Raw genomic sequence first — 20,377 nt, 5'->3', positions numbered from 1 at the left:
GTTTTAATTGGCGGCGAGGGCGCGCAGCAGGGCGGGCACTTCGGTGCTGATCTCCCGCGCGAGGTAGCCTAGCGGGCCGTGCTTGAGGGCTAGCTGTTCGCCCGCCATCGCATGCAGGGCTACGCCCCAGGCCGCCGCCTGTTCGAGCGTCGCGCCGCGCGCGGCCAGGCCGGTGATGATGCCGGCCAGGACGTCTCCCGAACCCGATATCGCCAAGCCCGTGTTGCCGCCTTCGTGGCACCATTGCCGCGTGCTGGCGTCGGCAATGACCGTCAGCGCGCCTTTCAGGACTACCGTCGCTTGCCAGCGCTGCGCCGCCAGCCGGGCCGCCGCTTCCGGCTGCGATTGGATGTCGCCCTTGTCCGCGCCAGTGAGGCTGGCCAGCTCGCCTGCATGCGGTGTCATTAGCGTTGGATTGTCGAAGCGGAAGCCGCCCGGTGCGGCCGCCTCGGCGCAGTCGGCGTCGCGCGCGGCGATGCTCATGCCGGCCGCGTCCAGGATGAGCGGCTTGCCGGCGCAGTGCGGCAGCAGCGCGCGTACCAGCCGGCAGCAGGCCGCGTCGTCTTCCATGCCGGGCCCGATCAGCACCGCGCTGGCTTGTCTGGCGACGTGGATCAGGCTGCCGGCGTCGTCCGCCATCAGGCCGCCGGCCTCGGTTTCCGGCAAGCCGATCACGCGCGCTTCGGGAACGGCGACGCCTACTTGTGGCGCGATGCTGGCCGCCGTGGCGATCACCAGCTTGCCGGCCCCGGCCCGCAAGGCGGCTGTGGCCGCCAGCAGCACCGCGCCCGGCATCTCCTTGCAACCGGCAACGATCAGCGCATATCCTCTCGCATCTTTGTCGGCGTTTGCCGCCGGCATCGGCAGCGGCCAGTCGCGTAACAGGCGGGCGGTGATGTCGTCGCTCATGATTTGGCTGCCGCTGGCTGGTCTTTTTCGTGCGTCACCGGCGTGCCGGTCTGCTCCAGCGGCGCGACAAAGTTGGCTTGCACCAGCATCAGCTTGCCATGCTTGCCGACCGTCGGGTCGAAGCGGTATTCGGTGATGCCGCAATTGGGCACGTCCCCGGCGCGGTCGATGGCCAGGATGGCGTCTTCGTCCAGCCGTTCCAGCAGGTAGCGGAAGCAGTTGACGATCACCTGGTGCGCGACGATCAGTACCCGTTCGCCCCGGTATTCGCGGGTGATGGTGTCGATGACGCTGCGTAGCCGCAGGATGACGTCGCACCAGCTTTCGCCACCGGGCGGGCGGAAGTAGAACTTGCCTACGTGGGCGCGCTGCTCCGCCAACTCCGGGTATTTGTCGTGAATGCCCAGCGGAGTCAGCCGGTCGAGGATGCCGAATTCCTTTTCCCGCAGCCGTTCGTCGGCGGCGATGGCGGTCAGGCCATCCCGGTCGAGGCGGTCGAGGACGGCCTTGGCGGTGGCGCGGGCGCGTACGTACGGCGAATGCAGCACCACCGTCGGCTGCCCTGCCGGGCCGAGCGCGTGAAACCACTCGCTCATGGCCGCAGCCTGGCGCTGGCCGAGTTCGGACAGTGGCACGTCGACATCCCGGTCAGCGATGTCAATCAGGAATTGTTTGCTGGCCTCGGCGGCGTCGCGCGCCACATTGCCGGCGCTTTGGCCGTGCCGGACCAGCCAGAGTTGCTGCGGCCATTTCTGTTCCATCAGCTTATCCTTTTGATATCCAGTTCCACCCACACCGGCGCGTGGTCGCTGGGTTTTTCGCGGCCGCGCACATCGCGGTCGACCTCGGCCTTCTTCAGCGCCGGCGCCAGCGACGGACTGAGCAACAAATGGTCGATCCGCAGTCCGGCATTGCGGCCGTAGGCATTACGGAAGTAGTCCCAGAAGGTGTAGATTGTTTCGCCGGGATGCATGGTGCGCAGCGCATCCGTCCATCCCTGCGCCAGCAGCCGGTGATAGGCTTCACGCACCTCGGGACGGAAAAGCGCGTCATCGAGCCAGCGCTCGGGTTTATAAACATCTTGCTCGGTCGGCATGACGTTAAAATCGCCAGCCAGTATGGCAGGACTATCCAATAGCTTCTCGGCGTGAATAATCAAGCGCTCAAACCATTTTAGTTTGTAGTCGAATTTCGGCCCCGGTGCCGGATTGCCATTTGGAAGATATAAGCCGCCGATTAATATGCCGTCGACTATCGCCTCGATATACCGGCTTTGAACATCGTCGGGATCGCCCGGCAGACCTCGGCCAGTTTCTATCGGCAGCTGGCCGCGCGCTAATATTGCTACGCCATTCCAGCTTTTCTGACCGTGCCAGATCGCCTGATAGCCTGCCGCATTAATCGCAGCTTCGGGAAATTTTTCTTGCGGCGCTTTTAATTCTTGAAGACAAACGGCATCCGGCTGGGTTTCTTCCAGCCATTGAAGGAGGGCGGGCAGGCGGGCACCGATGCCGTTGATGTTGAAAGTGGCTATACGCATGCGTTCAAGTATACGCACTCTCTTTGCTCCCTCCCTGTGCGTCAGCGCACTCAAACGCTGGTGACTGCGCCAGTTATTGGCGCGATCAGGCCAGGTGCTGGCGCATCAGGCCGCGCAGCGACGTGGCGGCGCTTGACGCCAGCCCCAATTGCGTATACTGTATTAATCAACTAATACACAAATACGTGAAAATGGTCACACACTCTCCCAGCCTGTTTTCGATCGCCACCGGCTCGTCCGAGCCAATTTACCGGCAGTTAATAGAGCAGGTCCGACGCTTAATTGCCGCTGCCGTCTTAAAACCGGGCGATGTTTTACCGTCCGTGCGGGACGTGGCGGTGGCTTTGGCTGTAAATCCAATGACAGTTTCCAAGGCATATAACATGCTTGAAACCGAGGGCTTATTAAATCGCGCACGTGGCGTAGGCATGCTGGTTGCAAAAGGAAATAGTCCGCAGGGTCGTGAAAATCTATTGATTCCTACGTTGCAAAGAGCCGCCGCCGAAGCACGTCAGCTGGAAATGGATAATGAAACAGTGATTGCGCTGTTTACCAAAATTCTTGGAGAAGCCAAATGAAGCCGGTCATCGAAATAACCAATCTGCATAAAGCCTTCGGTAATCAGCAGGTTTTACAAGGCGTTAATTGGACGATTGAACCGGGCAAGGTGGTCGGCCTGCTCGGGCGGAATGGCGCCGGCAAATCGACTTTGCTGGAATGCCTGCTGGGCCTGCGCGAAGCCGATGCTGGCAGCAGCAAGTTGTTCGGCCATCCGGCGTCGGCACTGAGCGACCAGGTTCGCGCCGACATCGGCTACGTGCCGCAAAAGTCGGAGTTGTTCGAGTGGCTGACGCCTTTGCAGCTGCTGGATTATTTCAAGGCGTTGTATCCGCGCTGGAATCAGGCCAAGGTCAACGGCCTGATGCAGCGTTGGGGCTTCACCGGCGATGCCGCAAACAAGCAGATCGCCAAGCTTTCCGGCGGCCAGAAGCAGCGCCTGTCGATCATCCGCGCGCTGGCCCACGATCCAACGCTGCTGGTGCTGGACGAGCCTGTCGCCAGCCTTGACCCCATCGGCCGCCGTGACTTCTTGCAAGAATTGATCACCGATGTCGTAGAACGCGATACGACCGTTGTTTTTTCCACCCATATCCTGTCCGATCTGGAGCGCGTGGCGCTGGACGTCGCTTTCCTGCAAGGCGGCAAAATCGTGCTGCAAGGCGCGCTCGATGAGTTGCTGGAGGGTAAAGATCTCAGTCTCGAAGACCTGTTTGTCGAGGTGACGAAATGAACGCCGCCGGCTGGCCAGCATATCGGCAATTGCTGTTGCAAGTGGTGCGTGAGCACAGCATCTATCGCATGATGGTACGCATCAACTGGCTGCTTGGCGGCGGCGCCGTGCTGGTGCTCGCAGCCACCTGGTATGCAGACAAACCCAGGGTCGCTTCATGCGTACTGGCATTATTGTTATGGTGCGCAACGATGATGTGGTGTGGTGCGGTGCTGAAGAGCGCCGCGCGGCAAAACCGGCCGGAATACGCCTGTTTGACGCCGGGCTTGCGCGGGCGGCTGCTGCGCGTGGTCGCTATCTTGTTTATCTTCAGCACCTTGCTGGGCGGATTGTTAACGGCGGCCCTGTCGGAATACGGCGGCTATGGCTTGCTGGCTGCTGGCATGATGAACGTTTATATCCTGTTTGTGACTCGTTATCCTCAAGCGATGCTGGTTCCTCTGGCAGTCTCCTTGATCGCCTCGCAATCCGCACTGGTCGACGACATCGGCGCTGCATTGCATGCGCATCTGGGGCAGTCGTGGATTACCGCGATTGGCAGCGTCTTGCTGCTGATACTGGGTGCGCTCGGACTGCAGCGTGTTTTGCCGCGCGGCGGCGATCGGCATTGGGCCTGGTTCAAGCTGTATAACCAGCGCCTGGTTGCCGTCGGTGCGCCGCCGCTGCCGGTTTCAAACACGCTGTTGGACAGATGGCGCCAAGCGACCTGGCGCGCCCGCTATCACCTGGCGCTGCGTAACGATAGCCGCACCGGCGGCACGCCGCAGCGGATGATGGTGCATGCGCTGGGGCCGGGGGCGTATCCGCTCGGCTATGTGGTCGATCTGGCAGTGGCAATGGCACTGTTGCTGGTTGGGTTGGCGATCTTCAGCGCTTGGCGTGAAACCCGTCAGTTCTTCATGTGGAGCATGGTGATGAAGGGCGGCCTGTTGCTTACCGTCGTCACTTATGTTGACCGCGCCATCGATGGCGCACTCAGCTACCGCACCGAGCAGGCAGTGTTTTTCCTCAGCCCCGGCGCGCCGCCAGCGCGCGACGTGAACCGCTTGCTGGCTGGTGCCCTGGTGCGTGGTTTCGTTATTGTCTGGGCCGCTGCACTGGTATGCGTCGCCTGCTTTGACTTCTTCGTGTTGCGCGAGGGAAGGCTGCGCGGTTCTTCTTTCGTGCTGGCCACTTTGATGCTGCCGTTTGCCTGCGCGCTGCTGCGAGACTACGCCGTCATGCGTCCAACCACCCGTACAAGCTCCTGGAAGGCGTTGACGCTCCTCTATCTGATGGTTTGTTCGGCTTTTCTGGCGGTTGCCGAGCGCTGGCCGGCCGTACCCTGGTTCTGGCTGGGCGCCCTGGTGGCGCTTGTCAGTGCGTTGGCGGTGGCGTGGCGCTGGCACAAGCTGGTGGCGCTCCCGCCGGTGCTGCCGGCGGGTCGGTTGGCCGAGTGATTAATGTGGCGCGGTCGGGCGGCGGCTTAACCACAGCACATCGACCACGGCGCTGACCCAGCACATCAGCACGACCGCCGAGGCGATGTTGGTGGCGGGATTATCCACGCCGGACGCATGTACGCGCTCCAGGATGGCGAGCGGATCGAAAGCGAGCTTGCCGCCGTTGATCTCGTCGACCAGCTGGTTGGCCAGTTGCACGACGGACTGCAACAGATACAACACCGCCACGGCGGCCGGGATCAAAAACAGCATGCCGCGCGCGGCGCGCCGGGGCTTGAGCGCGAGATGGCCCAGTCCGGGGAATAACAATGCCGAAATCAGTGCCGGCGCGGGAGATGCTTTCAATATGACTCCTCAAATCGTACGTGCTGCGCGCATTATCGCCGTGCTGGTGTGAAACGCGGCGCACGATGCGGATCTAGCTGGCAACGGCGGCGCGCCAGCGGTCGCCGTTCTTGTGGATGTAGTGGTCGAACACGTAGCGCCACGGCATGGCCAGCGGGATGATGATGGCGACCGCGCACTCAACGGCGGTGGTGGCCACGTTCGCGTTCATGGCGCCGTGCCGCCAGGCGGGCAGGGCGACCAGCAGCAGCCACAGCGACTTCCACAGCATTTCCCACAGCAGCACCGGCAGCATTTGCAAGGGATAGCGAATGCCGAGGATGCACAGCAGGCTGAACGCCGTCAACATGCATTTGACCACGCCCTGCGCCAGCCCCCACGGTTCGGCATGGCGCAGCACGCCCGGCCACACTGCGAGCGCCAGGCCCACAGCGATGATCAGATAGACAGCTCTCAGCGAATACAGGCGAAACAGTGATACGTGTGGCATGGCTTGGCTCCCGGTGGTGGTTATTCGACTTGCTTCAGCACCTTTTCGATGGCGATGATGCGGGTTTGCAGATCGGCCAGCGCGGCGGCGGTTTGCTCCTGCGCGGCGGTGGCGCGTTCGGCGATGGCGCGGTAGGACTCCGCGTTCTCCGCCTGTAGCTGGGCCTTCTTGACGCTGGTCTGCGAGCGGATCAGGACGATCATGAAGATCGTGCCGAAGAAGATGGCGAGCGTTGTCAGGTACACCGGTTCAGACATGGTTGCCTCTATTTTTCAGGGTTATGCGTCAAAGTAGCGACTGCTGCCGCGATCAGGGCGGGCGTCAGGTCGATGGCGAACGGCGCCGCCTCAAAATAATTGAGCGCCTTGCCGTCGGCCGACAATTCCAGCTGGCTCGTGACCAGCCCGGCATCCTCCAGCTTCTGCAAATGCAGATGCAGCAACGGCCGGCTGATACCCAACTCGCGCGCCAGCTGGCTCACATAATTCCGTCCGCCGGCCGACAGCGCCGCCACCACCCGCAAACGGTGCGGGTTGGACAGCGCCGCCAGCGCCGCCAGCAGCTGGTCACCAGTGAGATGTTTCGGTTTCATGTGTAAAGAATATCTGACAGGTGAGGCGAACGCAAGCAGAAATTGTGGCAGGGGTTTATCCGGTCCAGTTAAAACAACGTCATTCCCGCGCAGGCGGGAATCCATGCTGAGTTGGCCTTTGAGGCGCTCTATGGATTCCCGCCTGCGCGGGAATGACGGGGTTGCTTAGATGTGCGCCGTTACGGCGCAGGGCCGAGCCAGGCTTACTCGTAGTCGCTGATCGGCGCGCAGCCGCAGAACAGGTTGCGGTCGCCGTAGACGTTGTCGGCGCGGCCGACCGGCGGCCAGTACTTTTGCTTGCGCAGCGAAGGCACCGGATACGCCGCCACTTCACGCGAGTACTTGCGGTCCCAGACGTCGGCCGTCAGCACCTCGGCGGTGTGCGGCGCGAACTTCAGCGGGTTGTTCAGCTTGTCGAACTCGCCGCTTTCCACCTTGGCGATCTCGCCGCGAATCGCGATCATGGCGTCGATGAAGCGGTCCATCTCGGCTTTCGATTCCGATTCGGTCGGCTCGATCATCAGCGTGCCCGGCACCGGGAACGACATGGTCGGGGCGTGGAAGCCGAAGTCCATCAGGCGCTTGGCGACGTCCTCGTTGGAGATGCCGGTGGCGTCCTGCAACGGGCGCAGGTCGATGATGCACTCGTGCGCCACCAGGCCGTCGTGGCCCGCGTACAGCACCGGGAAGTGCGGCGACAAGCGGCGCGCGATGTAGTTGGCGTTGAGGATCGCGGTTTCGGTGGCGGCGGTCAGGCCTTCGGCGCCCATCATGGCGATGTACATCCACGAAATCGGCAGGATCGACGCCGAGCCGTATGGCGCGGCCGAGACGGCGCCGATGCCGGCGTTGTCGCGGATATAGCCGTTCGAGCGCTGGTTCGGCAGGAACTTGGCGAGGTGCGCGCCGACGCCGATCGGGCCGACGCCCGGGCCGCCGCCGCCGTGCGGAATGCAGAAGGTTTTGTGCAGGTTCAGGTGCGAGACGTCGCCGCCGAACGCGCCCGGCGCGGCCACGCCGACCAGTGCGTTCATGTTGGCGCCGTCGACGTACACCTGGCCGCCATGGCTGTGGACGATGTCGCACAGTTCGCGGATGCCTTCTTCAAACACGCCGTGCGTCGAAGGGTAGGTGACCATGACGCAGGCCAGGTTTTTCGAGTGCTGTTCTGCCTTGGCCTTCAGGTCCGCCAGGTCGACGTTGCCGTTGGCGTCGCAGGCGGTCACCACCACCTGCATGCCGACCATCGATGCCGATGCCGGGTTGGTGCCGTGCGCCGACGATGGAATCAGGCAGATGTTGCGGTGGCCCTCGCCACGCGACTGGTGGTAAGCCTGGATCACCAGCAGGCCGGCGTATTCGCCCTGCGAGCCGGCGTTAGGCTGCAGCGAGACGGCGGCGTAGCCGGTGACGGCGCACAGCATCTCTTCCAGCGAGGCGATCATCTCGCGGTAGCCGACGGTCTGCGCTTCCGGTGCGAACGGGTGGATGGTCGAAAATTCCGGCCACGTGACCGGGATCATTTCGCTGGTGGCGTTCAGCTTCATGGTGCAGGAACCCAGCGGGATCATGGTGCGGTCCAGCGCCAGGTCCTTGTCGGCCAGCGAGCGCAGGTAGCGCAGCATCTCGGTTTCCGAGTGGTAGCGGTTGAACACCGGGTGCGTCAGGTAGGCCGAGCTACGCGCCAGCGCGGCCGGGAACGACTCGGCGACGGCAGCTTCGACGCTGTCGAAGTCCGGGCCGTGCGCAGGGCCGCCAACCGGATGCGAGAACACGGTCCACAGCAGGGCGATGTCTTCGCGGGTGGTGGTTTCGTCCAGCGACACGCCGACGTGGGTGGCGTCGATCACGCGCAGGTTGACGCCGTGCGAGTGGGCCGATGCGTGCAGCTGCTCGGCGTTCTTGACATTGACGGTCAGGGTGTCGAACCAGCTGTCGTTGGTGATGGTGTAGCCCAGCGTTTTCAGGTTGGACGCCAGCACGCCGGTCAGGCGGTGCACGCGCTGCGCGATCTGTTGCAGGCCTTGCGGGCCGTGGTAGACGGCGTACATCGACGCCATTACCGCCAGCAGTACTTGCGCGGTGCAGATATTCGACGTGGCTTTTTCGCGGCGGATGTGCTGCTCGCGGGTTTGCAGCGCCAGGCGGTAGGCCTTGTTGCCCTGCGCGTCGATGGTGACGCCGACCAGGCGGCCCGGCATCGAGCGTTTGAATTCGTCGCGGGTGGCCATGTAGCCGGCGTGCGGGCCGCCGAAGCCCAGCGGCACGCCGAAGCGCTGCGAGTTGCCGACGACGACATCGGCGCCCCATTCGCCCGGCGGCGTCAGCAGCGTCAGCGCCAGCAGGTCGGCGGCGGCAACCACCATCGCGCCTTTGGCCTTGACCGTTTCAACGTCGGCCTTGTAGTCGCGCACATTGCCGTTGACGCCAGGGTATTGCAGCAGCACGCCGAAGCATTCGCCGATGCCGGCCAGTTCGGCCGGATGGAAGACCTTGACGTCGATGTCCAGCGGCCTGGCGCGGGTCTGCACCACTTCCAGCGTTTGCGGCAGCACGTCGTCGGCCACGTAGAAGACGTTGGACTTGGACTTGCTGACGCGCTGGATCAGCGTCATCGCCTCAGCGGCGGCCGTGCCTTCGTCGAGCATCGAGGCGTTGGCGATGCCCATGCCGGTCAGGTCGGTGATGGTTTGCTGGAAGTTCAGGATGGCTTCCAGGCGGCCTTGCGAAATCTCCGGCTGGTAGGGCGTGTAGGCGGTGTACCAGGCCGGGTTTTCAAAGATGTTACGCAGGACGACGTTGGGCGTCAGCGTGTTGTAGTAGCCCTGGCCGATCAGCGACTTCAGCACCTTGTTTTTCGCAGCGATTTTTTTCAGCTTGTTCAGCGCTTCGCTTTCCGGCATCGGCTGCGCGTAGGCGCCCAGCGGCAGGGCGGCCTGGTTGCGGATGTTGGCGGGCACGATGGCGTCGATCAGGGCGGCGCGCGAGGCGTAGCCGAGAACCGACAGCATTTCCTGCTGTTCGGCGGCGTCCGGGCCGATGTGACGGGCGATGAAAGCGTCGCGTGCTTCGAGTTGGGTCAGGCTGGTGCGGGTCATGATGTGGGCGAGGGCAGTTGGGGTAGGCTGTCGTTCCCGCGGGCGGCGGGAACCTATGCAGAGTGGGCGTGCCATGGACTCCCGCCTACGCGGGAGCGACGGGCATCAGGCGCCGATGTTTTTGGTGTAGCCGGCGGCATCCAGCAGGCCGTCGATGGCGGCGGCGTCGGCCGGCTTGATCTTGAACAGCCATGCCGCATAAGCGTCGCTGTTGATCGACTCGGGCGCGTTAACCACGTCTTCGTTCACGGCCACCACCTCGCCCGATACCGGCGCGTAGATGTCGGAAGCGGCTTTCACCGACTCCACCACGGCGGCGTCGTCGCCGGCGGTGTAGCTGTTGCCGACTTTCGGCAGCTCGACGAAGACGATATCGCCCAGTGCATCCTGTGCGTACTCGGTAATGCCTACAGTGACGGTGCCGTCAGCTTCAGCGCGTACCCACTCGTGGGATTCGGTGTACTTCAGGTCTGCAGGAATGTTCATATTGTAATGCTCCAGAGGGTGAGGGTATTAAATTCAGACGGCCAGGATTTTGCCGTTGCGGACGAACGGCAATTTAACCACAGACGCGGCCAGTTTCTTGTCGCGGATTTCCACGTGCACGGTGTCGCCGACATTCACGCCCATCGGCACGCGCGCCAGCGCGATCGCCTGCTGCATGGTCGGGCTGAAGGTGCCGCTGGTGATTTCGCCGGTGGCGTCGCTGCCGGCCACGATGACTTTCTGGTGCGCGCGCAGCACGCCGCCTTTTTCACGCAGGATCAGGCCGACGAACTGGGCGTTCTGGCCCTTGGCCTGCAGCGCCGCCTTGCCGATGAAATCGCGCTCGGCCACCAGGTCGATGGTCCAGGCCAGGCCGGCGTCCAGCGGGTTGACGCTTTCGTCCATGTCCTGGCCGTACAGGTTCATGCCGGCTTCCAGGCGCAGCGTGTCGCGCGCGCCCAGGCCGGCCGGCTTGACGCCGGCGGCGGCCAGCGCCTGCCACAGTTGTTCGGCCTTGTCGGCGGCCACGCCGATTTCAAACCCGTCCTCGCCGGTGTAGCCGGTGCGGGCGATCATCGCCTCGCCAAACGCGGCGCTCTGCGCGAAGGCGACGTTGAACGGCTTCATCTCGGCGGCGGCGGCTTGCGATTCCGGAATCACTTGCCATACCTTGGCGCGGGCGTTCGGGCCCTGCACGGCGATCAGCGCCATGGCGTTGTCGCCATCGCGGCGCTGGGTGATGGTCAGGCCGTGCTTGCCGGCGGCGTTCTGCTGCTGCATCCACGCCACGTCCTTCTCGGCGGTGCCGGCGTTGACCACCAGGCGGAACCAGCTTTCGTTGATGAAGTAGACGATCAGGTCGTCGATGACGGTGCCTTCCTGATTCAGCATGCACGAGTAGAGCGCCTTGCCCGACACCTGCAGCTTGTCGACATTGTTGGCCAGCAGGTGGCGCAGGAAGGCGCGCGCATGGTCGCCCTTGATATCGACCACGCACATGTGGGCGACGTCGAACATGCCGACGTCGGTGCGCACGGCGTTGTGCTCTTCGATCTGCGAACCGTAGTTGACCGGCATGTCCCAGCCGCCGAAATCGACCATGCGGGCGCCGGCTGCGCGGTGTGCGTTATTGAGTGGGGTGGCTTTGAGCGTCATGGTACGGTCCAAACGAAAGAGGTTAACGGGAATGCCAATGATTCCAAAACCCCTCTGTCCTTGGTACCTGAGAGATAGCGGAAAGCTGGTTCCGCACGCCCCTTCGGTGGGTTGCGTCCGCAACCTCTCTCCAGAGTTTGAGCCACGCTGCATGGCCCCCTGACCGGTCCTTTTGCCTGAGAGTTTTTGGGTAGTGCCCCTTCGGCGGCAAAGCTGGTTTGCCCTCTCCCGATCAAGACTCGGGAATATATGTCAGAAGGGCTTGAATGTCAATCTTGCCTGGCCGCGCACGAATGAACGCGCAAAATGCTGGAAAAGAAACAATTTGCTAGAATAAATCACACGATTTTGAGAGCCCACAGATGAGCCAAGACCAAACCAATTACGACGGGCATGCGTGGTTCACGCTGTCCGGAGATGTCAACAGCGACATGGTGCGCCGCGTCTTCGACGCGGTTGCCGACATGACCGAGGACCGCATTACCACCGCCCACATCCTGATCCAGTCCAACGGCGGCTACGTCAGCGACGGCATCTGCCTGTACAACTACCTGAGCAAATTGCCGATCAAGATTGTCACCTACAACGCCGGCGCGGTGGCGTCGATCGCGGTGGTGCTGTTCCTGGCCGGCGCCGAGCGCTATGCCAGCGACACCGCCCGCTTCATGGTGCACAAGTCGCACGCCAGCGCGCCGCACGGCGCCCGCCCGGATGCGCTGCGCATCATCGTCGAAGGCCTGCAGGCCGACGACGCCCGCACCGAACAGATCCTGCGCAACCACGTGCAGCTGACCGACGAGCACTGGCGCACCCATGAATACTCGGACCTGCACCTGACGGCGGCCGAGGCGTTGAAAGTGGGGCTGGTGAACGGCGTCGAGGACTTTGTGCCGCCTGGCGGCCAGCGCGTCACCAATATCTGATGTGTCCGGCGATGCGGCGCGCGCAGCGCCGCATGTACCGCAGAATGTCTACTTAGCGGTTGCCGGATTGCTTGTTGCCGTCATTTTTGTGGCTTTGACGGCCAGCTTCGACGTGCTGCTCGTGGGTGCCGCCCTGGTTGCCGCTACGCGAACCGCTGGACGAGCCTGCGCTGCCCGATTGCTTGCTGCTGCCTTGGTTGGAGCCTTGTTTCGAGCCCTGGTTGTTGCTGCTGCCTTTTTGATTCGAGTTCATTTTGCTTCCTTTGTAAAAGTGAAAAGAACGTACTCGCCAGAATCGTCCCGGCTGTTGGAGGAGCTGAGGCGTTTCCGGTGACGCCATGATGCGATTTTGAACTCCGGCTCGGTATCGGAATTTGGCCCAGATGCTTGTAGGAGCAGGCCTTGCTGGCAAATTAAAACTCTTCCCAGTCGACTTGTTGCTGCGGGCGGCCCGCAGCCTGCCCGGCGGGCGCCGCCGCCAGCGCGCCCGCGCCCGCAGTGCACCGTTGCGCCGGCGGCGCCAGCCCTTCATCGGCGGCGGTGAACACGCTGATTGCCGCGCTCAGTTTGCCAGTCTCGCCGCGCATGGCGGTGGCCGCGGCCGCCGCCTCGCCGACCAGCGCGGCGTTTTGCTGCGTTGCCCGGTCCATGGCGGCGATGGCCTGGTTCACCTGTTCCAGGCCGCTGGTCTGCTCGGCGCTGGCGCTGGCGATTTCGCCGATCAGCCCGGTCACCTGCTGCACGCTGTCGACCACCTTGTCCATGGTCTGGCGCGCCTGGTCGGCCAGTTGCGAGCCGAGCGCCACCTTGTCGACCGAATCGTTGATCAGGTCTTTGATTTCCTTGGCGGCCGCAGCGCTGCGCTGCGCCAGGTTGCGCACCTCGGACGCCACCACCGCGAAGCCGCGCCCCTGTTCGCCGGCGCGCGCCGCTTCCACGGCCGCGTTCAGCGCCAGGATATTGGTCTGGAAGGCAATGGCGTCGATCACGCCGATGATGTCGGCAATCTTGCGCGAGCTGTCGTTGATGGACGCCATCGTCCCCACCACCTGCGCCACATCGCCGCCGCCGCGCTCGGCAATGGCGGAGGCCGACAACGCCAGCTTGTTGGCCGCCGCCGCATGCTTGGCGTTCTGGCGCACGGTCGTGGTCAGCTGTTCCATCGACGCGGCGGTTTGTTCGAGCGCCGACGCCTGCTGCCCGGTGCGCGCCGACAATTCCTGATTGCCCTCGGCGATCTGCGCCGCCGCGCCGCCGAGGGCCCGGGTGCCGCTCTGCACCTGGCCGACGATGCCTTGGAGCTGGTCGTTCATATGCTGCATTGCCAGCAGCAGCTTGCCGATCTGGTTGGCGGGCTGCGGCGCAATGCGCGAGCTGAGGTCGCCACCGGCGATGCGCTGCGCCACCGCCATCGCCTGCTGCAGCGGACGCGATATCGAGCGCGCCACCCACAGCCCGAGCAGGGCGCCGCCGCCGATGGCAGTCGCCAGCACGCTGAAGGTGATGATGCGGGCTTCCTTGTACAGCGCTTCCGTCTGGCGCGTTTCTTCCTGGCTGGCCTGGATGGCGCCGACCATCAGGCGGCTCAGCTGGGCGTTGAGCGCGCGCTGCTGTTGCAGCTCGGCCTCCGGCGAGGCCGCGTTGCCTTCGTTCAGCAGCGCGGCGTTGCGCCTGGCCAGGGCGTCCACCGTCTGCGGCAGCCATTTGCCGGATAATTCAAGCGAAGCCTGGTTGATGGCGTTCAGCCGCGACAGCGCGCTGAGGCCGACCACGGCCGTCAGGCTGAGCAGAATGGCGAAGGCGGCCAGCAGCTTGCGGGACGTTTCGAGGTTGTGCAGGATTTTCATGGCATCCTTCAGGGCGTGGACAGAGTTTTATCTTAAGGAAACGCCCATTCCGCCCGTTGATGCCGCGCAAGCATGCGGCGTGGCGCCGTCAGGGCTGGCCGTTGCAGCCGTGCTGGCGGAAGCCGGGGCGTTGCCCCAGGCGCGCAAAATACGCGCCGACCGCGGCCAGCGCGGGGCGCGTCATCGGCGTCGACAGCCAGCGGTTGACCGACAGGCCGAGGACGATATCGGCCAGCGTCAGATGGTCGCCGCAGACGAAGGGGCGCTCTTCCAGTTGCCGGTCCAGCATGCCCATCAGGCGGTTCCATTCGGCCGTGCTGGCGGCGATGGCGGCCGCATCGGCATGCAGCGGGCTGTGCCGAACCAGCGCCATGAAGGCATAGCGCCACGAGTTGTTCAGCTCGGTTGCCTGCCAGTCCATCCACTTTTCCATCTGCGCGCGCGCCATCGGCGCGACCGGCAGCAGGTCGCCGCGGCCATGCTTGGCGGCGAGGTAGCGGCAGATGGTGTTCGACTCCCACAGCGCCTGGCCGTCGTCGACGATGACCGGCACCATGCCGTTGGGATTCATCGCCAGGAATTCCGGCGTGCTCGTGGATTGGTGGCCCGCGCCGTATTGTTGCAGCTGGTAGGGCAGGTCGAGTTCGGCGCAGGTCCACAGCACTTTGCGGACGTTGATCGAGCTGGATTTTCCGTAAATCGATAGCATCGCCAGAGTATGCCACAGCTTGCCTGGCGCGCAGCGGATATTGCGCAAGGGAAATATATCGCTAAAATATGTTCCCATGTGTTTTAATGCATGCTGCAGTGCGGAATAAGGATGGCTATGGTTTTGTGGCATTGGTTGGGAGTGGTAGGGAGTCTGGCCGTCACCGGCCCGATCGGTCTGGCGATACTGGCATGGCTGCTGGTGGGCAAGTCGTGGCGGCTGGCGGCCAGCTGGGTGCTGCTGTTCGGCGGCGGCATGGCGCTGGTGGTGCTGACCAAGATCGCCTACATCGGCTGGGGCCTGGGCGTCGCCTCGGTCGAGTTCGGCGGTTTCAGCGGCCACGCGATGCGCGCGGCGGCGGTGTTTCCGGTGGCCGGCTTCCTGGTCACGCGCTCGTCGCCGCCCTGGGCGCAGATGCTGGGCAGCACGGCCGGCATGGTGCTGTCGGTGCTGATCGCCATGTCGCGCATCCATACCGACGCCCACTCGGCCTCGGAAGCCTGGACCGGCTGCGTGCTCGGCCTGGCCATTGCCGCCGCCTTCATCTGGTGCGCGCAGGGCGAGCGCCAGTTGCCGATGAGCCGCGTGCTGGCCGTGCTGTGCGTGCCGGTGCTGCTGGCGGCGCCGCAGGTCAAGCCGATCCCGGCGGAAACCTGGATCACCAAGGTGGCGCTGCACCTGTCGGGTCACGACCGTCCCTATACCCGCGCCAGCTGGCGCGCGCCCAAGCCACAGCTGCGCTGACAACGGTGTAGCCCTCTGGTTTGCGGCCTGATATGATGCGCAAAATGGTATTATTGTGAAATTTTCCAGCCCCAACCCCTAGATAACAACGTGCGTCTATCCTCCATCAAATTGTCGGGATTTAAGTCTTTCGTTGATCCCACCAATTTCCAGGTGCCGGGTCAACTGGTTGGCGTGGTGGGTCCCAACGGTTGCGGCAAGTCGAACATCATCGACGCCGTGCGCTGGGTGCTGGGCGAATCCAAGGCCTCGGAGCTGCGCGGCGAATCGATGCAGGACGTGATCTTCAACGGCTCGACCAACCGCAAGCCGGCCGGCCGCGCTTCGGTGGAGCTGGTGTTCGACAATAACGCCGGCAAGGCCGCCGGCCAGTGGGGCCAGTACGCGGAAATCGCCGTCAAGCGCACGCTGACGCGCGACGGCACGTCCACTTACTACATCAACGGCCAGCCGGTGCGGCGCCGCGACATCCAGGACATCTTCCTCGGCACCGGCCTCGGTCCGCGCGCCTACGCCATCATCGGCCAGGGCATGATTGCGCGGATTATCGAATCGCGCCCGGAAGAGCTGCGCGTGTTCCTGGAGGAGGCGGCCGGCGTCTCGAAGTACAAGGAGCGCCGCCGCGAAACCGAAAACCGCCTGCACGACACGCGCGAGAATCTGCTGCGCGTGGAGGATATCCTGCGCGAACTGAATGCCAACCTGGAAAAGCTGGAGAGCCAGGCCGCCGTGGCGACCAGGTTCCATCAGCTGCAAGCCGACCAGGAAGAAAAGCAAAAGCTGCTTTGGCTGCTGCGCAAGATCGAGGCCGAGAACGAGCAGAAAAATACTTCCGCGAAGTCGAGCAGGCGCAGAACGACCTGGAAGAGCAGACCGCCAAGCTGCGCAACGTCGAGCTGTCGCTGGAGCAGATGCGGCAGTCGCACTTCGCCGCCGGCGACCGCCTGCACACCGCGCAGGGCGCGCTGTATCAGACCAATGCCGAAATCGGCAGCCTGGAAGCGCAGATCAAGTTCGTGGTCGAATCGCGCGGCCGCCTGCAAGCGCAGCTGGCCGCGCTGGGCGCGCAGCGCGAGCAGTGGCAGCGCCAGGTCAGCGAATACAGCGAGCAGATCGGCGAGGCCGAATTCTCGCTGGAGGAACTGGGCGCCAAGGTCGAAGAGGCGCAGATGATGGCCGAGCAAAAGGCCGAATCGCTGCCGACGCTGGAGCAGGCGTGGAAGGAAGCGCAGGCCAGGAGCACCGAATCGCGCGCCCGCATCATGCAGGCGCAGCAGCAGTTGGAACTGGAATCGGCGCACCAGCGCAACGCCAGCAACATCCTGAACGGCCTGGCTGTGCGCCGCGAGCGCCTGCAACAGGAAAAGAACGGCTTGAGCCTGCCGGACAGCGCGCATCTGGCCAACCTGCGCTTGCAGCTGGAAGAAAAGCAGCTGGCATTGGAAGAACAGCAGTTCGTGCTGGAGGAAGCGCTGGAGCAGCAGCCCAGGCTGGAGCAGGAGCGCCAGGAAGCGCAGCAGCAGGTCAACACCGAAACCGCCGCCAACGCGCAGCTGGAAGCGCGCCTCAATGCGCTGCGCCAGTTGCAGGAGCGCGTGCAAACGCAGGGCAAGGTCACGCCATGGCTGCAAAAGCACGAGCTGGAATCGCTGCCGCGTCTGTGGCAGAAGCTGAACATCGAAGCGGGCTGGGAGCAGGCGCTGGAATCGCTGCTGCGCGAGCGCACCTCGGCGCTGCAAATGTCGAACATCGAATGGGCCAAGGCCTTCTTCAGCGATGCGCCGCCGGCCAAGCTGGCGCTGTATGCGCCATCGACCGCCGTGCCGCCGGCGCCGGTGGAGGCGCCGGGCCTGAAGCCTTTCCTGAATCTGCTGAAGATCAACGACCCTGGTCTGCGCGGCTTGCTGCAGGACTGGCTGCACAACGTCTACATCGCCGAGGACACGGCGCAAGCGTTCGACGACCGCGCCAGGCTGCCGGCCGGCGGCAGCATCATCACCCGCCAGGGCCACGTCGTCACGCAGGGCAGCGTGCGCTTCTACGCCGCCGACTCCGAGCAGGACGGGCATGCTGGGACGGCAGCAGGAAATCGACAACATCACCAAGCAGCTGCGCGCGCAGCAGATGCTCGCTGACGAGGCGCGTGCGCGCTCGGTTCGCGCGGAAGCCGCCGTGTCGGATCTGGCGCGCCGGCTGAGTGAGTACCGCGCCAGGCTGCAAGGCCTGCAATCGTCGGTGCACACGCTGCAGCTGGAGGTGGTGAAGCTGTCCGAGATCGAGGCGCGCTTCAACCAGCGCAGCACGCAGATCGAAACCGACCTGGCCGAAATCGCCGCGCAGGAAGAGGAGCAGACGCAGATCAAGCTGGAGTCCGAAGAGAAGTTCGAGCAGCTGGACATGGAGCTGGGCGAGCTGCAAGGCACGCACGAAGACGGCCAGACCGACTTTATGCAGAAAGAGCAGCGCCTGGCCGACGCCCGCCAGGCCTTGCGCGACCTGGAACGCGCGGCGCAGGAAGTGCAGTTCGCGGAAAAGACCCAGCGCAGCAAGATCGAGGAATTCCGCCGCAATGTCGCCACCGCCACCGCGCAGGTGGCGCAGGTGACCGAGAGCATGGAGGCCGGCCGCATGGAGCTTGAAGGCCTGGAGCAGGGCAGCGCCAACGAGGGCTTGCAGGAGCTGCTGGACCGCCGCACCGAACAAGAGAAAGCGCTGTCCGACGCGCGCCACGAACTCGATCAGATCGCGCAGCAGATGCGCATGTTCGAGGAAGGCCGCATGTCGACCGAGCGCGCGCTGCAACCGCAGCGCGACAAGATCATGGAGATGCAGCTGAAGGAGCAGGCCGCGCGCCTGAACCAGGAGCAGTTCGCCGCGCAACTGGCCGAGGCCCAGGCCGACGAGGCGGCGCTGGCCGAGAAGCTGCATCCGGACATGAAGGCGTCCTACCTGCAAGGCGAGGTGACGCGCCTGACCAACGCCATTTCGCTGCTGGGCGCCGTCAACCTGGCGGCGCTGGACGAACTGGCCACCGCTTCCGAGCGCAAGAATTTCCTCGATGCGCAGAACGCCGATTTGCAGGAGGCGATCACCACGCTGGAAGACGCCATCAGCAAGATCGACAAGGAAACGCGCGATCTGCTGCAAGACACGTTCGACCGCGTCAACGGCCACTTCTCCGAACTGTTCCCGATCCTGTTTGGCGGCGGCCAGGCCAAGCTGATCATGACCGGCGACGAAATCCTCGACTCCGGCGTGCAGGTCATGGCCCAGCCGCCGGGCAAGAAGAACGCCACCATCCACCTGCTATCCGGTGGCGAGAAGGCATTGACCGCCACCGCGCTGGTGTTCTCCATGTTCCGGCTGAACCCCGCGCCGTTCTGCCTGCTGGACGAGGTGGACGCGCCGCTGGACGACGCCAATACCGAGCGATTCTGCCGCATGGTCAAGCGCATGTCCGAACATACTCAATTCCTCTTCATCTCGCACAACAAGATTGCGATGGAGATGGCCAATCAACTGATCGGTGTGACGATGCAGGAGCAGGGTGTATCGCGCATCGTGGCGGTGGATATGGAATCCGCCGCAAACTTCGCTACCGAGGCACAAGCAGCATGACAGATCTTCAACTCAGTTTAATCGCGGCCGCCGGCGTGTTTGTCGCCGGCGTCTTCACGTACAACAAAATCCAGGAGTACAAGGCCAAGAAAAGCGTCGAACGCGCCTTCTCGACCGACCATGACGATGTGCTGATGCGCAGCGGCGAAGAGCCGCAGCTGGCGCCCGCCGTGGACCCGCTGGCGCCGCAGGTGCGCCAGGAACCGAGCTTCTCGCTCGACAGCGCGGCGCCCGGCGTGGCCGGCGGCGAGGCCGCCGCCGCCGCAGCGGCGCTGGGCGCGGTGGCGGCCGAATTCACCACCGAGGACGACGCCGGCAAGCCCGCCAGCGAGGACGAACTGGCCGCGCGCGCCAACGCCGCATCGGCCGCCGCCGCCGAGCAGGCGACCGCGCTGGTCGATCCGCTGATCGACTGCCTGCTGCCGCTGGCGCTGGAAGCGCCGGCGCGCGGCGACAAGCTGCTGCCGGTGCTGCAAACGCTGCGCATGGTCGGCAACAAGCCGGTGCACTACATCGGCAAGGCCGTCAGCGGCGACTGGGAGCCGATCGCCCATGGCGGCGTCTACACCGAACTGCAAGGCGGCGTGCAGCTGGCCAGCCGCAGCACCGCGTTGAACGAACTGGAATATTCGGAACTGGTGACGCGCCTGCGCGCCATGGCCGACGAAATCGGCGCCGAGCCGGCGATTCCGGACATGATCGAAGTGATGGCCGAGGCGCGCAACCTGCACCGTTTCGTCGCCGGCCACGACGCGCAACTGGGCGTCAACCTGCAATCGAACGGCGCGCCGTGGGCGATCAACACGCTCATCGGCGCGCTGGAGAAGCAGGGCTTCGACCTGCGCCCGGACGGCCGCTTTGTGATGCCGGACGGCGACGGCGGCTTCCTGTTCTCGTTGTCGACCAACGTCACCCCGGCCGAGGAAACCACCTCGCGCCTGACGCTGCTGCTGGACGTGCCATGCGTGGCGCCGGCGCGCGACGGCTTCGGCGCCATGGTCGCTTGCGCCAAGGGCCTGGTGGCGCGCCTGGACGCGACCATCGTCGACGATTACAACCAGCCGTTGTCCGACGCGGCGCTGACTGAAATCGCCGGCCAGGTTCAGGATTTCTATACGGAGATGAACGACGCCGACATTCCGGCCGGTTCGACCCGTGCGCTGCGTCTGTTCAGCTAAGAAGGTCTGG

At 64.2% G+C, this 20,377-nt stretch carries 19 protein-coding genes, 1 pseudogene and 2 riboswitches; of the genes and pseudogenes, 7 read left to right on the top strand and 13 right to left on the bottom strand.

Annotated elements, in window-relative coordinates; genetic code table 11:
* Positions 1 to 3 precede the first annotated feature (3 nt).
* From ACRQ5J_RS17420 to xth, 3 genes are read right to left on the bottom strand one after another with little or no spacing between them, the layout of a single operon-like run.
* The gene (locus ACRQ5J_RS17420; RefSeq protein ID WP_432378391.1) at positions 4 to 909 is read right to left on the bottom strand and encodes an NAD(P)H-hydrate dehydratase; all 906 of its coding nucleotides are present in this window, start codon (positions 907 to 909) and stop codon (positions 4 to 6) included.
* Complete coding sequence (locus ACRQ5J_RS17415) at positions 906 to 1,670, bottom strand: histidine phosphatase family protein (RefSeq protein WP_432378389.1); 765 nt, start codon at positions 1,668 to 1,670, stop codon at positions 906 to 908. The genes ACRQ5J_RS17420 and ACRQ5J_RS17415 overlap by 4 nt, the downstream gene beginning before the upstream one ends.
* The gene (gene xth / locus ACRQ5J_RS17410) at positions 1,670 to 2,449 is read right to left on the bottom strand and encodes an exodeoxyribonuclease III (RefSeq protein ID WP_432378387.1); all 780 of its coding nucleotides are present in this window, start codon (positions 2,447 to 2,449) and stop codon (positions 1,670 to 1,672) included. Before xth ends, ACRQ5J_RS17415 begins: the two co-directional genes overlap by 1 nt.
* A 191-nt stretch (positions 2,450 to 2,640) precedes the next feature.
* On the opposite strand from xth, the gene ACRQ5J_RS17405 reads away from it, so the two are divergent.
* From ACRQ5J_RS17405 to ACRQ5J_RS17395, 3 genes are read left to right on the top strand one after another with little or no spacing between them, the layout of a single operon-like run.
* A complete protein-coding gene (locus ACRQ5J_RS17405) occupies positions 2,641 to 3,027 on the top strand; it encodes a GntR family transcriptional regulator (RefSeq protein ID WP_432383675.1) in 387 nt (128 codons plus the stop codon).
* A complete protein-coding gene (locus ACRQ5J_RS17400) occupies positions 3,024 to 3,740 on the top strand; it encodes an ABC transporter ATP-binding protein (protein ID WP_432378385.1) in 717 nt (238 codons plus the stop codon). Before ACRQ5J_RS17405 ends, ACRQ5J_RS17400 begins: the two co-directional genes overlap by 4 nt.
* On the top strand, positions 3,737 to 5,179 hold the full coding sequence (locus ACRQ5J_RS17395) for a hypothetical protein (protein WP_432378383.1): 1,443 nt from the start codon (positions 3,737 to 3,739) through the stop codon (positions 5,177 to 5,179). The genes ACRQ5J_RS17400 and ACRQ5J_RS17395 overlap by 4 nt, the downstream gene beginning before the upstream one ends.
* Here the strand turns inward: ACRQ5J_RS17395 and ACRQ5J_RS17390 are convergent, their stop codons facing one another.
* The 7 genes from ACRQ5J_RS17390 to gcvT form a co-directional block, all read right to left on the bottom strand.
* Positions 5,180 to 5,527 (bottom strand): hypothetical protein, encoded by a 348-nt coding sequence (locus tag ACRQ5J_RS17390; RefSeq protein WP_432378382.1) that lies wholly within the window; start codon positions 5,525 to 5,527, stop codon positions 5,180 to 5,182. It lies immediately after the preceding gene.
* Between the two features lie 73 nt (positions 5,528 to 5,600).
* A complete protein-coding gene (locus tag ACRQ5J_RS17385) occupies positions 5,601 to 6,017 on the bottom strand; it encodes a hypothetical protein (RefSeq protein WP_432378380.1) in 417 nt (138 codons plus the stop codon).
* Between the two features lie 20 nt (positions 6,018 to 6,037).
* A complete protein-coding gene (locus ACRQ5J_RS17380; protein ID WP_432378378.1) occupies positions 6,038 to 6,274 on the bottom strand; it encodes a hypothetical protein in 237 nt (78 codons plus the stop codon).
* A gap of 8 nt (positions 6,275 to 6,282) precedes the next feature.
* The gene (locus tag ACRQ5J_RS17375) at positions 6,283 to 6,609 is read right to left on the bottom strand and encodes an ArsR/SmtB family transcription factor (RefSeq protein WP_432378377.1); all 327 of its coding nucleotides are present in this window, start codon (positions 6,607 to 6,609) and stop codon (positions 6,283 to 6,285) included.
* A 203-nt stretch (positions 6,610 to 6,812) separates the two neighbouring features.
* The gene (gene gcvP / locus ACRQ5J_RS17370; RefSeq protein ID WP_432378375.1) at positions 6,813 to 9,707 is read right to left on the bottom strand and encodes an aminomethyl-transferring glycine dehydrogenase; all 2,895 of its coding nucleotides are present in this window, start codon (positions 9,705 to 9,707) and stop codon (positions 6,813 to 6,815) included.
* A 105-nt stretch (positions 9,708 to 9,812) separates the two neighbouring features.
* Positions 9,813 to 10,193, bottom strand: coding sequence for a glycine cleavage system protein GcvH (gcvH, locus tag ACRQ5J_RS17365; RefSeq protein WP_432378373.1), 381 nt, complete (start codon positions 10,191 to 10,193; stop codon positions 9,813 to 9,815).
* A 33-nt stretch (positions 10,194 to 10,226) separates the two neighbouring features.
* A complete protein-coding gene (gene gcvT / locus ACRQ5J_RS17360) occupies positions 10,227 to 11,348 on the bottom strand; it encodes a glycine cleavage system aminomethyltransferase GcvT (protein WP_432378372.1) in 1,122 nt (373 codons plus the stop codon).
* A 44-nt stretch (positions 11,349 to 11,392) separates the two neighbouring features.
* A riboswitch (glycine riboswitch) is annotated at positions 11,393 to 11,492 on the bottom strand.
* Between the two features lie 10 nt (positions 11,493 to 11,502).
* Positions 11,503 to 11,589, bottom strand: a riboswitch (glycine riboswitch).
* A 121-nt stretch (positions 11,590 to 11,710) separates the two neighbouring features.
* Here gcvT and ACRQ5J_RS17355 point away from each other — a divergent pair.
* On the top strand, positions 11,711 to 12,271 hold the full coding sequence (locus ACRQ5J_RS17355; protein ID WP_432378371.1) for an ATP-dependent Clp protease proteolytic subunit: 561 nt from the start codon (positions 11,711 to 11,713) through the stop codon (positions 12,269 to 12,271).
* A gap of 52 nt (positions 12,272 to 12,323) precedes the next feature.
* On the opposite strand, the gene ACRQ5J_RS17350 is transcribed toward ACRQ5J_RS17355, so the two are convergent.
* The 3 genes from ACRQ5J_RS17350 to ACRQ5J_RS17340 form a co-directional block, all read right to left on the bottom strand.
* Entirely contained in the window at positions 12,324 to 12,524 is a 201-nt protein-coding gene (locus ACRQ5J_RS17350; protein ID WP_432378369.1) for a hypothetical protein, read from the bottom strand.
* Between the two features lie 160 nt (positions 12,525 to 12,684).
* Entirely contained in the window at positions 12,685 to 14,118 is a 1,434-nt protein-coding gene (locus ACRQ5J_RS17345) for a methyl-accepting chemotaxis protein (protein WP_432378367.1), read from the bottom strand.
* An 88-nt stretch (positions 14,119 to 14,206) separates the two neighbouring features.
* Positions 14,207 to 14,827 carry a glutathione S-transferase family protein gene (locus tag ACRQ5J_RS17340; protein WP_432378366.1) on the bottom strand — a complete coding sequence of 207 codons (621 nt, stop codon included), beginning with the start codon at positions 14,825 to 14,827 and terminating at the stop codon, positions 14,207 to 14,209.
* A 117-nt stretch (positions 14,828 to 14,944) separates the two neighbouring features.
* Here ACRQ5J_RS17340 and ACRQ5J_RS17335 point away from each other — a divergent pair, with 117 nt between their 5' ends.
* From ACRQ5J_RS17335 to ACRQ5J_RS17325, 3 genes and pseudogenes are all read left to right on the top strand, one after another.
* Complete coding sequence (locus ACRQ5J_RS17335) at positions 14,945 to 15,571, top strand: phosphatase PAP2 family protein (RefSeq protein ID WP_432378364.1); 627 nt, start codon at positions 14,945 to 14,947, stop codon at positions 15,569 to 15,571.
* A 90-nt stretch (positions 15,572 to 15,661) separates the two neighbouring features.
* Positions 15,662 to 19,189, top strand: a pseudogene (gene smc, locus ACRQ5J_RS17330) (chromosome segregation protein SMC).
* Positions 19,186 to 20,367 carry a cell division protein ZipA C-terminal FtsZ-binding domain-containing protein gene (locus ACRQ5J_RS17325; protein WP_432378362.1) on the top strand — a complete coding sequence of 394 codons (1,182 nt, stop codon included), beginning with the start codon at positions 19,186 to 19,188 and terminating at the stop codon, positions 20,365 to 20,367. Before smc ends, ACRQ5J_RS17325 begins: the two are co-directional and overlap by 4 nt.
* Positions 20,368 to 20,377: the final 10 nt, after the last annotated feature.

Source organism: Duganella sp. P38 (assembly GCF_050859475.1).
Lineage (GTDB): Bacteria > Pseudomonadota > Gammaproteobacteria > Burkholderiales > Burkholderiaceae_D > Rugamonas.
Note: the sequence above shows the minus strand (reverse complement) of the source record. Positions and strands in the feature narration are given on the sequence as shown.

Excerpts from the sequence above, each read along its gene's own strand:
- ACRQ5J_RS17420 (WP_432378391.1), bottom strand. The coding sequence starts at position 909 with ATGAGCGACGACATCACCGCCCGCCTGTTACGCGACTGGCCGCTGCCG.
- ACRQ5J_RS17415 (WP_432378389.1), bottom strand. The coding sequence starts at position 1,670 with ATGGAACAGAAATGGCCGCAGCAACTCTGGCTGGTCCGGCACGGCCAA.
- xth (WP_432378387.1), bottom strand. The coding sequence starts at position 2,449 with ATGCGTATAGCCACTTTCAACATCAACGGCATCGGTGCCCGCCTGCCC.
- ACRQ5J_RS17405 (WP_432383675.1), top strand. The coding sequence starts at position 2,641 with ATGGTCACACACTCTCCCAGCCTGTTTTCGATCGCCACCGGCTCGTCC.
- ACRQ5J_RS17400 (WP_432378385.1), top strand. The coding sequence starts at position 3,024 with ATGAAGCCGGTCATCGAAATAACCAATCTGCATAAAGCCTTCGGTAAT.
- ACRQ5J_RS17395 (WP_432378383.1), top strand. The coding sequence starts at position 3,737 with ATGAACGCCGCCGGCTGGCCAGCATATCGGCAATTGCTGTTGCAAGTG.
- ACRQ5J_RS17385 (WP_432378380.1), bottom strand. The coding sequence starts at position 6,017 with ATGCCACACGTATCACTGTTTCGCCTGTATTCGCTGAGAGCTGTCTAT.
- ACRQ5J_RS17380 (WP_432378378.1), bottom strand. The coding sequence starts at position 6,274 with ATGTCTGAACCGGTGTACCTGACAACGCTCGCCATCTTCTTCGGCACG.
- ACRQ5J_RS17375 (WP_432378377.1), bottom strand. The coding sequence starts at position 6,609 with ATGAAACCGAAACATCTCACTGGTGACCAGCTGCTGGCGGCGCTGGCG.
- gcvP (WP_432378375.1), bottom strand. The coding sequence starts at position 9,707 with ATGACCCGCACCAGCCTGACCCAACTCGAAGCACGCGACGCTTTCATC.
- gcvH (WP_432378373.1), bottom strand. The coding sequence starts at position 10,193 with ATGAACATTCCTGCAGACCTGAAGTACACCGAATCCCACGAGTGGGTA.
- gcvT (WP_432378372.1), bottom strand. The coding sequence starts at position 11,348 with ATGACGCTCAAAGCCACCCCACTCAATAACGCACACCGCGCAGCCGGC.
- ACRQ5J_RS17355 (WP_432378371.1), top strand. The coding sequence starts at position 11,711 with ATGAGCCAAGACCAAACCAATTACGACGGGCATGCGTGGTTCACGCTG.
- ACRQ5J_RS17350 (WP_432378369.1), bottom strand. The coding sequence starts at position 12,524 with ATGAACTCGAATCAAAAAGGCAGCAGCAACAACCAGGGCTCGAAACAA.
- ACRQ5J_RS17345 (WP_432378367.1), bottom strand. The coding sequence starts at position 14,118 with ATGAAAATCCTGCACAACCTCGAAACGTCCCGCAAGCTGCTGGCCGCC.
- ACRQ5J_RS17340 (WP_432378366.1), bottom strand. The coding sequence starts at position 14,827 with ATGCTATCGATTTACGGAAAATCCAGCTCGATCAACGTCCGCAAAGTG.
- ACRQ5J_RS17335 (WP_432378364.1), top strand. The coding sequence starts at position 14,945 with ATGGTTTTGTGGCATTGGTTGGGAGTGGTAGGGAGTCTGGCCGTCACC.
- ACRQ5J_RS17325 (WP_432378362.1), top strand. The coding sequence starts at position 19,186 with ATGACAGATCTTCAACTCAGTTTAATCGCGGCCGCCGGCGTGTTTGTC.